The organism is Sinomonas sp. (assembly GCF_051955515.1).
Classification (GTDB): Bacteria; Actinomycetota; Actinomycetes; order Actinomycetales; family Micrococcaceae; genus Sinomonas.
The window spans coordinates 1-15,325 of record NZ_JBQCGQ010000065.1; the positions used below are offsets into that span (position 1 = coordinate 1).

The window sequence follows — 15,325 nt, forward strand, 5'->3', positions numbered from 1 at the left end:
GCCGCCGCCGACATCGCCTCGGCAAATGGCATCTCCCGCTGGCGGGCGATGAGATCCTCGATCCGGCCAACTACACTCCGCAACGTCTCGCGGTACATACACTCCATAGGAATCGACCAGCCTCTCGCCGGCCTCCTAGAAGCCGCGGGAGCCATCAGCGAGACGGAGGCAGGCCACGATGCTGAGCGCGCGTCCGTCGCATTGGAGATCATCTCCGCTCGGGACGCTCTCGGAAGTGCTTGGGTGCGGGCGGGCCTCGCTCGGAGCTTGAGCCTCGATGTTCCTCTGTCGGCTCGTCAGATTTCACCTGAGTCAGGCGAACTCCTCGGCTTGCTCATTGAGTACGGGATTATCGCGGATGACGCCACGGCCTTCGAGGACCGGCTCTGGTCGACTGGCCCACTCGCGAGGCAGCCATCAGCAGGTCCGCGCAGTTTGCTAACTACGCCAGCCCCGCGATTTTGCCGCCCGACTGTCTCCCGCGGTTCTTCTACAGCCCCGAATCCGCACCGACTTCAAGCGGCTGATTTTCGACAGCATCGACGCCGACGCCCACTGGCACGCACTAGGAGTGCAAGCCGCTGCCCAGTTTGCGGATAGGGAGGGAATCCCGCTCGACTATCCCCGACTTCAGCGCGCAAAGGACTCGGGGCTTGACGAGGTCGTTCTCATCCGGCTTGCTTCATCATCCGCAATGTCCGAGAACGAGCTGCGCGACTTCCTGCGCGCCCTTGGAGGGGACTATGCGGCGATCGCCGATAGGGGGAACAGGAGACCCTTGGTGCCCGACAACCAGGCCCACGTTAAGATCCTCGAGCGCCTTAAGAGCGTCAGCGTCGTCCGCCGATATGACCGGGACGGCAAGAGAGGCGGCCTCAGAGTTTTCCTTCGCCAGCCGTGAACCGGCATCCGTGTCCTCCGGATGCAGAATCAGGCTCCCTTCAGTTCACGAACCGGCGGCACCTAGCTGCCCCTCGCCTATGCCGGCCAGTCCGCTTAACTGACTTCATCGATAGATTTCGCGGCGGTGTCCGGCGTCGACGACGACCACGAGGAGGATCTCATCCCGGATGCGGTAGAGGATGCGGTAGTCGCCGGTGCGCACGCGCCATTCGGGGCGCCCGGTGAGCTTCTTGGCTGCGGGCGGGCGCGGGTTGTCGGCGAGGAGTTCGACGGCAGCCTGGATGCGGCGCTTGACCTCGGGCGGGAGCTTCCTGATCGATCGGACGGCGGCCGGGAGGACCTCGATCCGGTAGCTCATTCGAGGCCGAGGTCGCGCTTGACTTCCTCCCAGGGCACCGGAGTCTCGCCGAGCCGCTCGGTCTCCTCCCACGCCGTGTCCACGGCGCGGATGTCGGCAAGCTCCTCGGCGTCGGCCAGGAGCTGACGCAGCTGGTCGGCGTCCACGATCGCCGCCACAGCGTGGTCCCTGCGCGTGAGGTAGACGGGCTCGTGCGCGCGGTGCGCCTCGTCCACTAGGGCGGACAGCCGTCCGCGGGCGTCGGTGATCGTCACTTCGCTCATGATTCAATCGTACCCGTTGATGTACATTCTGGGCAGTTCTGGCGCTACTCCCCTACTAAGTACGTTATCGCCGATAACGGATATTTCGTCAAGTTGAAAGCTGGCGAGGCGACGGCGGTCTGGCGGGAGCCTCGATGGCCTACGCGCACCGACGGTCGAGCGGGCGCCTTACGGACTCGACGCGGCCCGTCAAGGAGGCTCGGGGCGACTGGGCTTCGGTCCTAGAGCAGGGTCATCGGATCCACTGGTGAGCCGTTGAGCCACGTCTCGAAGCGGGGATTGCACCCCGTGGAGTTGCCCGGGCCGCCCGAGTAGACGATGAACTGTCCTTGATTCCGTCACGCAATTGTCGCACGACGGTCAGTTGCGAGGGGCATACCAGCACCGCGAGGGCCACACCCAGGGGATGCGCCCAACGAGCGCCCAGAACGAGCAGCAGGGTCGGTCAGGGCGAGCCCTTGCTCCGTCCCAGGGCGACGTGCAGAGCGCGGGATAACCCGAGGGGAAGCAATTGTGACGAGACTGTATGAAATCCAGCATCCGAGGTGTAAATTCTGCGACAGCGACGACTTGGGCATGTACAGCATTTGCTGATGCGATTTTCTCGGTGATCGCTTCCGCCCCATTCGGCGGGATGGGTGTGGGGACGCCGACCTACCGGCGCCTCTGGTCCGATGGAGGGCGGGTGGTGTTCGGTTGGCTGAGGGGGTTCTGATGGCTCAATGCTCCGTTCCGCTTGCCTCTTCGAACTCCCTCGAAAGCGACGGCGAGTGAAGGAGCAAAGACATGGGATTTCTGACTCGGCTGCTCATCCCGCGCAAGGTACGCCGGGTCGTCCATCCGGTGCGCGCGGTCAAGCGCAGCGTCAAGAAGGCCGTGGTGCCGAAGCCGGTGCGAAATGCGATGTGGACGGCGCACAAGGTCGCACACCCGGTCGACTCGGCAGCCTATGCCCTCGAGAGGTCCCTGCGCACCAAGTCCCGGACCGCGAAGGCGCCGGTCTACATGCACCTGGGGTGCAATGTCAGGCACCGCTCGCCCGAGGCCAGAGCCAAGTGCAGAAACGGCCGGTGACGTCTGCCGGCGATGAAGGTCCGGGACATCGCCTCTCGACGGTCGGGGCTCCTGAGTCATGGGAACCTGTTTGCCGGCCGAGGGCGGCCTGCGCCAGAGCAACGAGCTTGAGTACCGATGACGATATGGGGAACCGATGAAATTCACGCGGAATTGGGGGACATCCACCTTCGTTGGAGCAGGCTTCGCCGCCTTGATGCTGATCCTCGTGTTCGTGACGCCTCCACCCGGTCCGTTCGGGTGGCTGTTCGTCCTCTTCGCGGTGCTCGTCTTCACCTCCCTGTACTCATTGGCCACGGGCCGTCGATCCTGGCTCAAGTACTCTGGGCGGAAGCTCGCTGCAATCGGGCTCGCGGGATCGCTGATCGTCGGATTCGCCTCGCTCGGGGTTGCGGCGACCGCCATGCCGCACACCAGTCCGGCGGCTGACACCAACCACGCCACAGGCGGTCCGACAGCGCCGAGCCCCGCCATCAGCGCCTCTGCCACGCCAACGACAACGCCGTCCGCAACATCTACGCCGACAGCGACACCAACGCCCACTCCGACGAGCACCCCGTCCCCATCGCCGTCGGACTCTCCCACACTGGACCCTGCGCCTCAGGCACCGGTCGCGCAGGCCCCGCCTCCAGCCGCCGCTCCTGCGCCCGCACCAGTGCAGGCCCCGCCTCCAGCCGCCGCTCCTGCGCCCGCACCAGTGCAAGCGCCGCCTCCTGCTGCCGCTCCTGCGCCCGCCCCGGCGCAGAACTACGTAACGCCCGGTGCCTTCTGCAAGACCAGTCTGGCGGGAACGACCGCGTATTCGAAGGACGGTGTGCTCATGGTCTGTTCGAAGACGCCCGCCGACCCGTACTACCGCTGGCGCCGCGCCTGACGGGAGCCTTCCGGCGCTTGGCCTTGGCCGCGCCCTGCGCTGGGCCATATTTGGGCCATTAAATCCCCGAAAACCAACTGAAACGAACTGACACTCTCGGATAAAAACCGCGAGATTCTGCGGATTTTGCCCATAGACATAGTGCGAAAAGGCCCTTGGGCTCACTGAAAATCGAAAGGTCACCCGATCGACTCCGGTCGGAACCACCTCGGAAATCCCGCACCACGAGGTGCGGGGTTTGGTGTTTTCTCAGGTCAGGGGCGGTTTCTCGTTCGCTTCGGTCCGCCCATGTTCGTCGGCTACGTCACACCGAGAGAGCGATGAGGAATCGCGGCAGCATCTCTCTCCGAAGGCGGCAGCACTCCCCACCTGAGCAGAAAAGCGGTACGTTTGCGGCACAGCGGCGGAAGGGCGTCCCATGGCTTGCTTCCTCATAACGTGGCATGACGTCTCGTTCCCAAGGGCGGACATCGCGGCCGCTTGGGGTGTGTTCGGGCTGGGGGCGAGACGATGCTGGGCGGCGTGAATGCCGGCTTCGCGACGCCTCTCCTCCTAGACGGCGAGCTCGTCTATATCAGCCTGCTCGAGGATCCTCAGCCCATCCCCCGCGGGGGCATGGTGCAAATCATCGATTGGCCCGAGGTCTGAAGGTGGCACGTTACCTCATCACGTATCACGGTTTCCCCTACCCGGACATAGAAACGGCGGCAGAACAGCGGCGAGCCTTCCGTGCGTGGGCCGAGAATTCGCTCGGGCGGGCGATGGTGGACTTCGGATCGCCTCTCTACGATGCCGGGCAGATGTCTGCGACGGGTGCACCGGTCGGGCCAGTGGAGATCGACGGATACACGATCGTCGAGGCTCGGTCTGTTTCGGAGGTCCGGGAACTCCTCGCCGGGCACCCATTCCTCGCTCTTGGCGGCACGATTCAAATCAACGAGTGCCTGGACGTGTGAAAAGTGCGGCCGCGCCCGGATCTTCCTTCTGGACGCCCTGGGCTGCAGCCGAGAGTCGTCGCGAAGTTCGAAACCTGCGCGGATGACGCATCAAACGCGCCAACCGCGTGCCTCTTGACGTTGCGGTCCTGGACGCGGGCACAGAGAGTGAATGCTCCTGCAGCGGCCCGAGCCGTGCCCAGTTGGCAATCGTCTCCCAGGCCTCGACCGTGCCGGCCTGCCGACGGTGGGGGCCTTGGCCCGCGCCCTCGGCAGGGGTAGCGTTTCATCGGGCCCTGCGCTGGATTCCAGTCGAGAGGCGGTAGCCGTGGAGGAGATGGCCGAGGGGACCGACCCCCTTTCCCTTGCCGAGACAGTCGGGGCGGTGACGGACGTGCCAACGGTCGAGGACAGCTCGGCTTTGGCACGTGCAATTGAAGAAGAGCTTCTGGATCTGGTGCTGCGCAGTGCCGACCTCACAGCCTTCCTTGCACGCTTGTCGGCGCTCGCGGCGCGGGATCTCTCGAGCGCGGGTGCGGCCGCGGGCGTAGTGGTCTGCAGCGTGACGGTGGGCCGAAACGGGCGCCGAGGCACCGCTGCCAGCAGCGACCCGACCGCCGATGTCATGGACGAGCTCCAGTACGCCAGCGGGGAGGGCCCGTGCCAGGAGTCGGCGGCCACCGGCCAGAGCGTCTACGTGCCCGATATCCGGGCCACGGAGCGCTTCCCCCGGTACCGGGAGGCAGTCGCCGCCTCTCCGCTGCGCTCGGTCTTCGCCGCTCCGATCCCCCTGCCGACCTCGGCACAGGCGGATGCTGCGCTCAACTGCTACAGCACCGAGGTGAATGGGTTCCCCGAGGACCTGCGCGAGCGCGCGGAGGAACTGGCCTCACTGGCCTCCCGGTCTCTCCACACTGCCGTCCGGCTCGCCCAGGAGGGCGACCGGGCCGACGACCTCGCCGCCGCGCTCGAGTCCCGCACGGCGATCAATCTGGCCGCCGGCGTGGTCATGGCGCAGTCGAACTGCAGCCCGCAGCAGGCCATCGAGTTCCTCAAGAACGCGTCGATGAACCGCAACCAGAAGCTGCGTGACATCGCCGCAGCCATCCTCTCCCGCTACGGCGACCCGGACCCGCGGACCTACTTCACCTGACTGGATTCAGGCGGCCCAACGCTTCCCGACCTCGCGACGCGGCAAACAGCGGGGGCTCCTGTGCACAACCCTCTTCGGGTTCGACGAGTTGGCGCGCTGGCGGACGAGGTCAGCTGATGCTATCGGACATCAGAGACGCCGAGAACCCAGAGTCTGTCCGATTTCTTTCTCGGTGCGAGTACGAGCTCTGGCGGTGCGCTTCCCGGGGCCCAACGCTTCGGTCCTAAAGCAGGGTCATCGGATCCACGGGTGTGCCGTTGAGCCACGTCTCGAAGTGCGCATGGCACCCCGTGGAGTTGCCCGTGCTGCCCGAGTACGCGATGAGCTGTCCTTGGGTCACGCTCTGCCCCGGCGACACGACCACGCTCGAGTTATGGTAGTAAACCGTGGTCAGAGCATTCCCTTGGACGACCCCATGGGCGATCATGACGGTCCAGCCGCCACCGCCCGTGGTCCAACCGCCGACCGTGACGGTCCCGGCCGCCGCCGCGTACACGGGCGTCCCGCACGGCGCCCCGAAGTCGACGCCTGTGTGCATGTAGCCGCCGGTGCCGAAGAAGTCGATGGTTCCGGGCGGCGTCGCCCGCCACCCGAAGCCCGAGGTGATCGGGATGTCGTACGCGAACGGGTGGCGCAGGCCGAACGCGGACGGTGAGCCGACCGCCGTCGACTGGTTGCGGGCCGCCTGCTCAGCGAGCCACTGCTCGAGGAGACGACGATCACGGTCCGCGATCTGCGCGGCCACACCGTCCTGCTGCGCCTTGACGTCCGCGATCTGCTTCTGGATCGCCGGGCGCTGAGCCTCGAGTTCCTGGTTGAGACGGTCTGCGTCCGCGACGAGAGTGTCGATGGCGCTCTTCTTGGCTGCGGCGTCGTCGCGAGCTGCCTGTTCACGCGCGAGCGCTGCGTCCGCTTGGGCCTTGAGGTCGCGGATCTGCTCCTCGACGGCCCCGAGTCTGGCCTCCAGATTGACGTTCGCCGCGGTCTGCTGGTTGAGGCTCGAGAGCTCCGCGTTCTGCGATCGAATCGCCTGATCGGCGAGGTCGACACCCCCCGTGAGGCTGCCGCCGCCCGAGCTGCCGAAGAGGAGGCTCAGATCCGACGGCACTCCACCGGACTTGTAGGCCTGCGTTGCGATCTGGCCGATGAGCTTCTTGGTCTCCTCGGCCTTTCCACGGTCTTCGTTGAGCTGCCGGGTGATCTCGGCTTTGTCCTGCTGGGCCGCGTCAACCCGGACGGCGAGGGCATCCGACTCTTTGGTCGCGGCGGCTACACGGCCTTGTGCCTCGAGTAGCGCCTGCTGTGCCCCGGGCAGCTGCGCACGGTAATTGGCGAGGTCCGCCGCTGTCTGAGCGATGTGCCCGTCAAGAAACTCCAGCGAGGACTGGACCTGCTGGGCCTGCTGATCGAGGGTGGCCTTCTGGCTGTCGAGGTCATCTGCGCGCGCCGGTCTCGACGCCGCAACACCCAGGGCCAAGGCGATGGCTGCAGCGGCGGCAGCGCCCCGCAGCCTGGCCGTGGCCGCTCGGCGACCGTTTGCCGATGCGGGGATCAGGGATGCCATATCAGACCTTCAAGGACGTGGCCTGGGAAGGACTTCGCGACGGGTCGTGCCCATTGCTTCTTTCCTGAAGTCGCGCGGTTCCTTTCCATACATTCACTCTCATGGGCCGCCGTACTCGGTTACCACACTTGTCAGTACTCGATTCCGCGAGCCACAGGGCCATCCTTCGGCACCCGTAGCGGACGCGCTGAGGCCTTCGCCAACCGAGATCCAGCCCGCGGCCCAGGCGGTGCTGCAGGCATCGGTTGGGCCAAGGCAGGCCAGCCATAGGAGCCGCTGATAGCCGGGATAGCTTTTTGGGGCCTTCTGTCGCCTTGGCGTCCTGCAGATGCTTAACACACCAGTCAGGACGCCGGGCCGGCTCCCTTTGGAGGAGCTGGCCGGGCGAGAACCGAGAGCAGGATTTCATGCCCCAGACGGACTATTCGGTGAACGGCCGCAATTACTCCTTTTCTGACGCCCCGGTTGTCGTCATCTGCATTGACGGCAGCGAGCCGGCTTATCACGAGCAGGCCATCGCGGCCGGCCGGATGCCGTGGCTCGAAGAGTTGATTTCTTCCCGCGGCACGTCATGGAATGCGCACTGTGCTGTGCCGACCTTGACCAACCCAAACAACATGTCGATTGCCACTGGGCGTCCGCCGGCCGTGCACGGGATCTGTGGAAATTACATCCTTGATCCCGAGTCGGGCGAAGAAGTGCTCATGAACGACCCCAAGTTCCTGCGCGCTCCCACCATCTTCGCCGCAGCCGCAGCCGCAGGGCTCGACGTGGCGGTCGTGACTGCCAAGGACAAGCTCTCCCGCCTGCTCGCAGCTGGGTTGACCCAGCCCGGGCTGGATCCGCAGGGTTCGGGGCGGCTCGTAGAGCCAGCACACAGGGGCATCTGCTTTTCAGCGGAGAAGGCGGATCAGGCGACGGTCGAGGCCAACGGCGTCGGCTCGGTCCTCGAGATGGTGGGCATGGACCTGCCCGGGGTCTATTCGGCGGAACTGAGCGAGTTCGTCCTCGCGGCGGGTGTCCGGCTGCTGCGGGACCGGACGCCCGACCTCATGTACCTGACGCTGACGGACTACATCCAGCACAAGAACGCACCCGGGACCGAAACCGCCAATGACTTCTACGCGATGATCGACCGGTATGCGGCCGCGCTCGACGAACTCGGGGCCGTCGTCGTGATCACTGCGGACCACGGCATGAGCCCCAAGCATCAGGCCGATGGCAGCCCGCGGGTCATCTACCTCGAAGAAGAGGTCAATGCCGTTCTCGGCGTGTCCTCCGACGCCGCGGAGGGCGGAAGCCGCGTGATTCTGCCGATCACAGACCCCTACACCGTGCATCACGGCGCGCTGGGTTCCTTCGCCAACGTCTACCTGCCCGCCGGCGCTGACCGGGAAGCGGTTCTGACCGCGCTAAGAGAGCGCGAGGGCATTGCGGCGGTCTACCCGTCCGAGGAAGCGGCCGAATTGTTCGCCATGCCGCTTGACCGAATGGGCGATGTCACGGTGCTGTCTGCGAAGGACACCGCTCTGGGCCGCTACGCGGCGTGGCATGACTTGGGAAACCTCGAGGTCCCGCTGCGCTCGCATGGCGGCCTCGGCGAGCTCAACATCCCGTTCTTCATCAACCGTGTGCTGCCTGCAGCCCCGGAGACGGCCGCGGCTGCCCCCACGGGAGAAACCGCCATGGTCCACAATTACGACGCGTTCTGGGTCGCCACCACCCACGCGACCGCCAATCTCATCCCCTCGCTCTGATCATCCCGACCGGGTCCCGCCGCCCCTCCCGGCGGGAAGACCGGCGGCTTCCAAGGACTTCTCTGACCCCTTAAACCAGGTTTGCATAACGATAGGACTTCGCATGTCCGAGACAAACCCCAGCCCCGCAGACACTTCAGTCATCCAATCGGAAGAACCAGCCCTGAGGCTGCCTTCCTCCACAAAGCGCCAAATCCTCTTCAAATGGCAGGCGCGGATCTTTGCCCTTTCGTGGCTGGGCTACGCTGCCTATTACTTTCCCCGCTCCGCCTTCTCAGCCGCCCAGCTCGGAATCCTTGACGAGGGCTTCTTGAGCCGCCAAAATCTCGGTCTCCTCGATTCGGCGTATCTGGCCGCGTACGCCGTCGGCCAGTTCGTCTGGGGAGCATGCGCCGAGAAATACGGCACCCGAGTTGTTGTCGCAGGTGGAATGCTGATGGCTGGCGTCGCGTCCCTTCTGATGGGCGTGATTCCAGCCGTGGCGCTGTTCCTGCCGCTCATGATCGTCCAGGGACTTGCCCAATCCACGGGCTGGTCCGGCCTGAGCAAGAACATCGCCTCGTTCTTCACGATCCGCACTCGCGGTCGCGCCATGGGCTTCTTCTCCACCAGCTACGCCTTCGGTGGCCTTGTCGCCGCGCCCGTGACCGGATGGTTCGCCTACTCCCTGTTCAACAGCTGGCGGTGGGCTTTCATCTCCGGAGCCGCGGTGATCGCCGTCGTCCTCGTTCTCTTTCTCATCTTCCAGCGGAACTCACCGGCCGACGTCGGTCTTCCGGGGATCGACGAAGATCCCGCCTTGCTCGACGTCGAACACCGCAGCGACGCTGCCAAGGCACCGAAGGTTGTGGCGAGGGAGCGGTTCTCGCCACGCGATCTGCTCGCCGCCGCCCGGCACGACCCGATGGTGCTCCGGTTGGGCGTCGTGTACTTCCTCCTGAAGCCAGCCCGCTACGCGATCCTCCTCTGGGGGCCGGTGCTGGTCCTGGACGCGCTCCCGGGCCTGAGTGCCATGAGTGCCATTCTGGTGCCCGTGGCCTTCGGCGTCGCAGGCCTTGTCGCTCCGGTGGCAGCCGGGTGGGTCTCAGACACGGTCTTCGGCGCCCGACGCGTCCCGCCGAGCGTGCTGTGCCTGGGCCTCATGGTCGTTCCCCTTGCGTTGTGGCAGGTCGTCACCGCAACTGGCTCGCTTCCACTCGTGATGGCCGTGCTGGCGCTCATTGGGCTGACCGCCTACGGCGCCGACGCGATGGTCTCCGGGGTCGCGGCGGTGGACTTCGGGACGTCCAAGTACGCCGCCGGTGCCACGGGGTTCGTCAACGGCTTCGGATCAGTGGGAGCTATTCTGGGCGGCTTGCTTCCCGGCTTCTTTCCGGGGATCGTCATCTTCTACACGTTCGCCGCCGCCGCGCTACTGGCGGCCCTGATTCTCCTCCCCAGCTGGAACCAACGTCCGCAGAGCAGCTGACACCAGTGCTCCGTCCGGGGCGGCACCTGAATAACGCAAGAAACTGAGGAACCATGAACAGCTTCGACGAACTGCAGCTGAACTACATCGACGGCCAATGGCGGCCGGCTTCCGGGGGAGCCACTTTTCCCAACACCAACCCCTCAGATGCCGGGGACATCATTGGCCTCTTCCCCGACTCTTCGGCCCAGGACGCCTTCGATGCCGTCGAAGCGGCCGCCAAGGCTGGGCGCCAGTGGGAATCCCTGGGATCAATCAAGCGCGGCGATATCCTCTTCGCCGCCGCGGAGATTCTGGCACGACGCCAGGAGGAACTGGCTCGAGCGGTGACGCGAGAGCAGGGCAAATGCCTGCGGGAATCCTTGGGGGAGGCGCAAAGGGCAGTCGACATTCTGCGATACGTCGCGGGTGAGGGTCGGAGGATCTCCGGGTCCACACTGCCCGCGGAGGAGCCGCGCAGCGTGGCGCTGACGTGGCGCAAGCCGATCGGCGTCGTCGCCCTCATCACCCCGTGGAACTTCCCACTCGCCATTCCGGTGTGGAAGATGGCACCGGCCCTGCTTTCGGGATGCACCGCCGTCTTGAAGCCCTCGCCGCTGGCTCCCCACACGGCAGCGTTGCTGGTGGAGATCTTCACGGAGGCGGGCGTCCCTGGAGGGGTGCTGAATCTCGTTCAGGGCGACCGGGCCCCCGGGGAGGCGCTCACGAGCCACCCCGAGGTCCGTGGGATTTCCTTCACGGGATCCCTGGGCGTGGGTTTGGCGATCCAGTCGGCGGCAGCCCCTCGGCTGGCCAGAACGCAGCTCGAGCTCGGCGGCAAGAACGCGGTGATCGTCCTGGCGGATGCTGATCTGGACCTGGCAGCGGACGCCATAGTGCATGGGGCCTTCGGTCAGGCGGGCCAGCGCTGCAGCGCAACAAGCCGAGTGGTGGTCGAGGAAGGCGTCCGGGAGGATCTCGTCGCCCGAATTCTGGGCCGCGTTGCCGAACTGAGAATCGGTAATCCCATTGCGGAATCGACGCGGCTCGGCCCGGTGGTGAACGAGGACCGGCTCGATGCCTGCCTGCAGGCCATCGGACGAGCCCGACAGGAGGGGGCAACAGTACGGACTGGCGGTGCCCGCGCTGTCTCGGGCGAGCTTGCCAACGGCTACTTCATGGAACCCACAGTCCTGACCGACGTCGCCGCGGATTCGGAGCTGGCCACCGAGGAGGTGTTCGGACCAGTGCTCGCTGTCATTGACGCGAACAATTTCGATCACGCCATGGGCATCTCGAATTCGGTCAAATACGGAATGTCCGGAACCATCTTCACCAATAGCCGGACCCGCGCTTATGACGCCCTCCAACAGTTCGAGGCTGGAATGCTGCACGTCAACAGGCCAGGAGTCGGCGCGTGGCCCCATATGCCGCATATGGGAGCTAAGCTCTCCCAGTACGGCGCCCCGGAATGCTCGCCAGAGACCTGGGACTTCTACACCGAGTGGAGGTCGGCCTGCATCAGCTTCCCGGCCTGAGAATCCGGGTTTGAGGCCACGAGCATGAACCTGAGCATCCAAGGACTGCGCATCTTCCTTGCTGTTGCGGAGACCGGCAGCTTCTCGGCGGCAGCGCGACAGCTGTATATGAGCCAACCCTCTGTCTCGGCTCACGTGCGGAGCCTTGAAACCTCGCTGTCAGCCCGTCTGCTGGACCGCGGCCCTGCCGGGGCGACTCTGACCCCGGCGGGTGAGGCTCTCGCGAAGCACGCACGGACCATCTTCGAGGTGATGGACCAGGTCGATGAGGATGTCTCCGCGGCTCAGGGAATTCAGGACCGCAAGCTCTCCGTAGCGGGCACCAGCACGCTCGGCTCCTATCTCCTGCCGCGGGTACTGAGCCGGTTCTTGGCCGAGAACAGGGGCATCCACACCGAATTACGGGTGGGGAATGCCGAGCGGGTGGCGGACTGGCTCGTCAATCGTGAGGTCAGCTTGGGGATCTGCGCAGGCAAGGTGAATCACGAGCAGCTGGAATGCACCGTGATTTTCGAGGATGCGCTGGTGCTGGTGGCCGGGCGGGCCAGCGCCCTCGCCGGCCGTTCCCTCACTGCCGACGACCTGAAGGACCAACGGTTCCTGCTGCGGGAGATCGGATCAGCCACCCGCTCAGACCAAGACGAAGCCTTGGCCGAATGGAAACTGACCCAGGCCGAACAATGGACCATTTGGACGTCGGAAGCCGCCCGGGAATCCGTGAGGGCCGGCCTCGGAGTGGCCCTCATCTCCGAACACGTTGTAGCCCAAGACCTCCGCTCAGGGGATCTTGTCCGGCTGAAGATTCATCCGGCGCCCCCAACACGCCCCGTCTCCCTCGTCCACATGGCAGGCCAGCCTCTCACACCGATCGAGCATGCGTTCGTCCACCTGATCAAGCAGATGCATACCTGGCCCGGACCCTGAATCGTCCGCGAGGCCGTCATGAGATAGAGGGCCGCTTTCAGAAAGGCATCACCATGAACTCTTTTCCTAGTCCAGAGCTGAATGACCGCGACCGCACAGACCTGATCATCATCGGTGCCGGAATCGTTGGCTTGGCCCACGCCTTCGAGGCTCACCGAAAGGGATATTCCGTGCGTGTCCTTGAGAGGGACGCGCGACCGAATGGTGCATCTATTCGCAATTTCGGCCACTGCTGCATCACCGCCCAAGACGGCGCGTACTTGGAGACCGCCTACCGATCACGGGAAGGCTGGTTGGCCGCCGCCCGATCCGTTGGCTTCTGGTCACCTGAAGCGGGCGCCGTGGTCGTCGCCCGCAGCGGAGCTGAGCTGGAAGTGCTCGAGCAGCTGTCGGCGAAGCGCGGTGCCGACGCAGTTCAGATGCTGACCGCGGATCAGACCGCGGCCCGCCTCACCTCGACGGGTAGGCCCGATCCCACAATTTGCGGCGGAGCGTTCCTGCCAGCCGACCTGCGGGTCGATCCGCGCACCGCGGCTGGTGACATTGCAGACTGGCTGCAGAACCAAGAACGCGTTCAGCTGCACTGGAACACGTCCGTGAAGGACCTCCACGACGGGACTGTCGTGACCTCCCGCGGCACATTCCATGCCGATAAGGTCCTCGTTTGCGTAGGCCACGATCTGGACTACCTCTTCCCGGACCTCGCATCCCGATTCCAGATCCAGCGGTGCGCCCTCCAGATGGCCATGGCACCCGCTCCCCGTGGATACACCCTCGATTCGGCGGTGCTGACCGGAACCTCGATGACGCGCTACGACGGCTTCACCACGATGCCCGCGGCCGCAGCCGTGCGTGAAGAGATCCACGGGCATAGTCCTGAGCTGCTCGACATGGTGGCGAACGTGATGTTCACACGCCGCCCTGACGGCACGCTGCTGCTTGGCGACAGCCACGTTTATGGCCAAACCCTCCCGCCGTTCCAGGACGAGTGGATGACGGCACGTCTGGTGCGCGAGATTGAACAGATCATCGGTTCCCGTTTGACCGTCACGCAGCGCTGGCAGGGAATCTATGCCTCGAGCCCGCTGACCTCTCTTGTGGTCGAGGACGTGGATGCCAGGACGACCGCGATCACCGTCACGTCCGGCATCGGCATGACGCTCTCGTTCGGCATTGCCGCCGAGACCTTCGATCGCCTCTGATCATGGTGGGACAGGTCGAAGGGCCAATCGGGCGCGGTGCCCCGTTCGGCGAGCTCGTCGTTGCGATGGTGACGCCGTTCGCTGAAGACGGCCGCGTGGATTTCGATGGCGTCCTGGCGCTCGCAGACTTTCTGGTGAACGATGGCTGCGAGGGCCTTGTTGTCTGCGGAACCGCCGGTGAGAGCTCCACGGTTTCGGACCGCGAGAAGGAGGCCCTGTTCCGTCTTGTGAAGGGATCGGCCGGCAACCGGGCCAAGGTCATCGCCGGCACGGGGAGCAATGACACCGCGCATTCCGCCCAGCTCGCCCGCGTGGCCGCGTCGGCGGGTGCAGATGGTCAGATGGTGGTGGCCCCGTACTTCACCAGGCCAACCCAAGACGGGATATTCCACCACTTTTCCCATGTGGCGGCCGCAACTGATGTGCCCGTCATGGTCTACGACGTTCCTGCCCGGGCCGGAATCGCCATTGATACCGAGACCATCATGCGTCTCGCGGACAATCCGAAGATTGTTGCCCTCAAGGATGCAAAAGCCGACTTCGCGGCGGCGGTCGAAGTCATGACCAGGACCGATCTGGCCGTTTATGCCGGCGACGACGCACTTGCTCTCCCGTGGTTGGCCGCCGGAGCAACGGGGCTGGTGAGCGTCTCGGCTCATGCGGGACCACGGCGATTTCGCGAGCTCATCGAGGCCGTCAATGGCAGCGACCTTCCCCGCGCCCGGCGGATTCAGCGTGATCTGGCTCCGCTGATCGACGCCGTCATGGGTCGGATGCCGGGGGCAGTTGCCGCGAAGCAAGTGCTCAAGCGGCGTGGAATTCTTCCCTCTTCGACCGTGAGGCTCCCTCTCGTTGAACCAACGGAAGCCGCGGCGGCAGAGCTTTTTGATGACATCGTCGCCGCAGAATTGGCATTCGCTTCATGACAAAAGGAAAAGATGTGCGTACCGCAAACACGCTGACCGAGGCGTCGGAGGATCGGGTGGGGTTCTGGGCGGAGCAGGCGAGGAAGTACCTGACGTGGTCGAGGGACTTCGATCAGGCGTTGGACTGGTCGGAGGCGCCGTTCGCGAGGTGGTTCGTGGGCGGGGAGGTCAACGCGGCCTACAACGCCCTGGACCGGCACGTGGAGGCAGGGCTCGGGGACCGGGTGGCGATCCACTTCGAGGGCGAGCCCGGGGACACCGAGACCATCACGTACGCGGACCTGACGGAGCGGGTGAAGCGGGCCGCGAACGCGTTCGAGTCCCTCGGGGTGGCCAAGGGCGACCGGGTGGCGGTGTACCTGCCGATGATCCCGGAGGCGGTGGTGACGATGCTCGCGTGCGCCCGG

General features: G+C 65.3%; 16 protein-coding genes. 13 read left to right on the plus strand and 3 right to left on the minus strand.

Annotation, left to right across the window (positions count from 1 at the left end):
* The first annotated feature begins 571 nt into the window (after positions 1–571).
* The gene (locus tag ACTHL9_RS03560) at positions 572–901 is read left to right on the plus strand and encodes a hypothetical protein (protein WP_440517360.1); all 330 of its coding nucleotides are present in this window, start codon (positions 572–574) and stop codon (positions 899–901) included.
* A gap of 105 nt (positions 902–1,006) precedes the next feature.
* On the opposite strand, the gene ACTHL9_RS03565 is transcribed toward ACTHL9_RS03560, so the two are convergent.
* Together ACTHL9_RS03565 and ACTHL9_RS03570 are read right to left on the minus strand one after the other, a co-directional pair.
* Complete coding sequence (locus ACTHL9_RS03565) at positions 1,007–1,261, minus strand: type II toxin-antitoxin system RelE family toxin (protein WP_440517361.1); 255 nt, start codon at positions 1,259–1,261, stop codon at positions 1,007–1,009.
* Positions 1,258–1,524, minus strand: coding sequence for a type II toxin-antitoxin system Phd/YefM family antitoxin (locus ACTHL9_RS03570; protein ID WP_440517363.1), 267 nt, complete (start codon positions 1,522–1,524; stop codon positions 1,258–1,260). Before ACTHL9_RS03570 ends, ACTHL9_RS03565 begins: the two co-directional genes overlap by 4 nt.
* A gap of 786 nt (positions 1,525–2,310) precedes the next feature.
* Here ACTHL9_RS03570 and ACTHL9_RS03575 point away from each other — a divergent pair.
* The 5 genes from ACTHL9_RS03575 to ACTHL9_RS03595 all read left to right on the plus strand — a co-directional run bounded on the left by ACTHL9_RS03575 (position 2,311) and on the right by ACTHL9_RS03595 (position 5,560).
* Positions 2,311–2,598, plus strand: a complete 288-nt coding sequence (locus ACTHL9_RS03575) for a hypothetical protein (RefSeq protein ID WP_440517364.1) — start codon at positions 2,311–2,313, stop codon at positions 2,596–2,598.
* A gap of 136 nt (positions 2,599–2,734) precedes the next feature.
* On the plus strand, positions 2,735–3,472 hold the full coding sequence (locus ACTHL9_RS03580; protein ID WP_440517366.1) for a hypothetical protein: 738 nt from the start codon (positions 2,735–2,737) through the stop codon (positions 3,470–3,472).
* Positions 3,473–3,994: 522 nt separating this feature from the next.
* Entirely contained in the window at positions 3,995–4,120 is a 126-nt protein-coding gene (locus ACTHL9_RS03585) for a hypothetical protein (RefSeq protein WP_440517367.1), read from the plus strand.
* Positions 4,121–4,122: 2 nt separating this feature from the next.
* Complete coding sequence (locus ACTHL9_RS03590) at positions 4,123–4,428, plus strand: hypothetical protein (protein ID WP_440517369.1); 306 nt, start codon at positions 4,123–4,125, stop codon at positions 4,426–4,428.
* Positions 4,429–4,744: 316 nt separating this feature from the next.
* Positions 4,745–5,560, plus strand: a complete 816-nt coding sequence (locus ACTHL9_RS03595) for a GAF and ANTAR domain-containing protein (RefSeq protein WP_440517380.1) — start codon at positions 4,745–4,747, stop codon at positions 5,558–5,560.
* Between the two features lie 223 nt (positions 5,561–5,783).
* On the opposite strand, the gene ACTHL9_RS03600 is transcribed toward ACTHL9_RS03595, so the two are convergent.
* Positions 5,784–7,124: a peptidoglycan DD-metalloendopeptidase family protein gene (locus tag ACTHL9_RS03600; protein WP_440517370.1), complete on the minus strand. Its 1,341-nt coding sequence runs from the start codon at positions 7,122–7,124 to the stop codon at positions 5,784–5,786.
* A 407-nt stretch (positions 7,125–7,531) separates the two neighbouring features.
* Here ACTHL9_RS03600 and phnA point away from each other — a divergent pair, with 407 nt between their 5' ends.
* The 7 genes from phnA to ACTHL9_RS03635 form a co-directional block, all read left to right on the plus strand.
* On the plus strand, positions 7,532–8,881 hold the full coding sequence (gene phnA, locus ACTHL9_RS03605; protein WP_440517371.1) for a phosphonoacetate hydrolase: 1,350 nt from the start codon (positions 7,532–7,534) through the stop codon (positions 8,879–8,881).
* A gap of 103 nt (positions 8,882–8,984) precedes the next feature.
* A complete protein-coding gene (locus ACTHL9_RS03610; RefSeq protein ID WP_440517372.1) occupies positions 8,985–10,349 on the plus strand; it encodes an MFS transporter in 1,365 nt (454 codons plus the stop codon).
* Positions 10,350–10,402: 53 nt separating this feature from the next.
* Positions 10,403–11,866 (plus strand): aldehyde dehydrogenase family protein, encoded by a 1,464-nt coding sequence (locus ACTHL9_RS03615; protein ID WP_440517373.1) that lies wholly within the window; start codon positions 10,403–10,405, stop codon positions 11,864–11,866.
* Positions 11,867–11,890: 24 nt separating this feature from the next.
* On the plus strand, positions 11,891–12,790 hold the full coding sequence (locus tag ACTHL9_RS03620; RefSeq protein WP_440517374.1) for a LysR family transcriptional regulator: 900 nt from the start codon (positions 11,891–11,893) through the stop codon (positions 12,788–12,790).
* Positions 12,791–12,843: 53 nt separating this feature from the next.
* Positions 12,844–13,992 carry a TIGR03364 family FAD-dependent oxidoreductase gene (locus ACTHL9_RS03625; protein WP_440517375.1) on the plus strand — a complete coding sequence of 383 codons (1,149 nt, stop codon included), beginning with the start codon at positions 12,844–12,846 and terminating at the stop codon, positions 13,990–13,992.
* Between the two features lie 2 nt (positions 13,993–13,994).
* On the plus strand, positions 13,995–14,918 hold the full coding sequence (gene dapA, locus ACTHL9_RS03630) for a 4-hydroxy-tetrahydrodipicolinate synthase (protein WP_440517376.1): 924 nt from the start codon (positions 13,995–13,997) through the stop codon (positions 14,916–14,918).
* Positions 14,915–15,325 (plus strand): acetyl-coenzyme A synthetase N-terminal domain-containing protein (locus ACTHL9_RS03635; RefSeq protein WP_440517378.1); only part of this gene is annotated, 411 nt, incomplete at its 3' end. The genes dapA and ACTHL9_RS03635, both read left to right, overlap by 4 nt.

Excerpts from the sequence above, each read along its gene's own strand:
- ACTHL9_RS03565 (WP_440517361.1), bottom strand. The coding sequence starts at position 1,261 with ATGAGCTACCGGATCGAGGTCCTCCCGGCCGCCGTCCGATCGATCAGG.
- ACTHL9_RS03570 (WP_440517363.1), bottom strand. The coding sequence starts at position 1,524 with ATGAGCGAAGTGACGATCACCGACGCCCGCGGACGGCTGTCCGCCCTA.
- ACTHL9_RS03575 (WP_440517364.1), top strand. The coding sequence starts at position 2,311 with ATGGGATTTCTGACTCGGCTGCTCATCCCGCGCAAGGTACGCCGGGTC.
- ACTHL9_RS03580 (WP_440517366.1), top strand. The coding sequence starts at position 2,735 with ATGAAATTCACGCGGAATTGGGGGACATCCACCTTCGTTGGAGCAGGC.
- ACTHL9_RS03595 (WP_440517380.1), top strand. The coding sequence starts at position 4,745 with ATGGCCGAGGGGACCGACCCCCTTTCCCTTGCCGAGACAGTCGGGGCG.
- ACTHL9_RS03600 (WP_440517370.1), bottom strand. The coding sequence starts at position 7,124 with ATGGCATCCCTGATCCCCGCATCGGCAAACGGTCGCCGAGCGGCCACG.
- phnA (WP_440517371.1), top strand. The coding sequence starts at position 7,532 with ATGCCCCAGACGGACTATTCGGTGAACGGCCGCAATTACTCCTTTTCT.
- ACTHL9_RS03610 (WP_440517372.1), top strand. The coding sequence starts at position 8,985 with ATGTCCGAGACAAACCCCAGCCCCGCAGACACTTCAGTCATCCAATCG.
- ACTHL9_RS03615 (WP_440517373.1), top strand. The coding sequence starts at position 10,403 with ATGAACAGCTTCGACGAACTGCAGCTGAACTACATCGACGGCCAATGG.
- ACTHL9_RS03620 (WP_440517374.1), top strand. The coding sequence starts at position 11,891 with ATGAACCTGAGCATCCAAGGACTGCGCATCTTCCTTGCTGTTGCGGAG.
- ACTHL9_RS03625 (WP_440517375.1), top strand. The coding sequence starts at position 12,844 with ATGAACTCTTTTCCTAGTCCAGAGCTGAATGACCGCGACCGCACAGAC.
- dapA (WP_440517376.1), top strand. The coding sequence starts at position 13,995 with ATGGTGGGACAGGTCGAAGGGCCAATCGGGCGCGGTGCCCCGTTCGGC.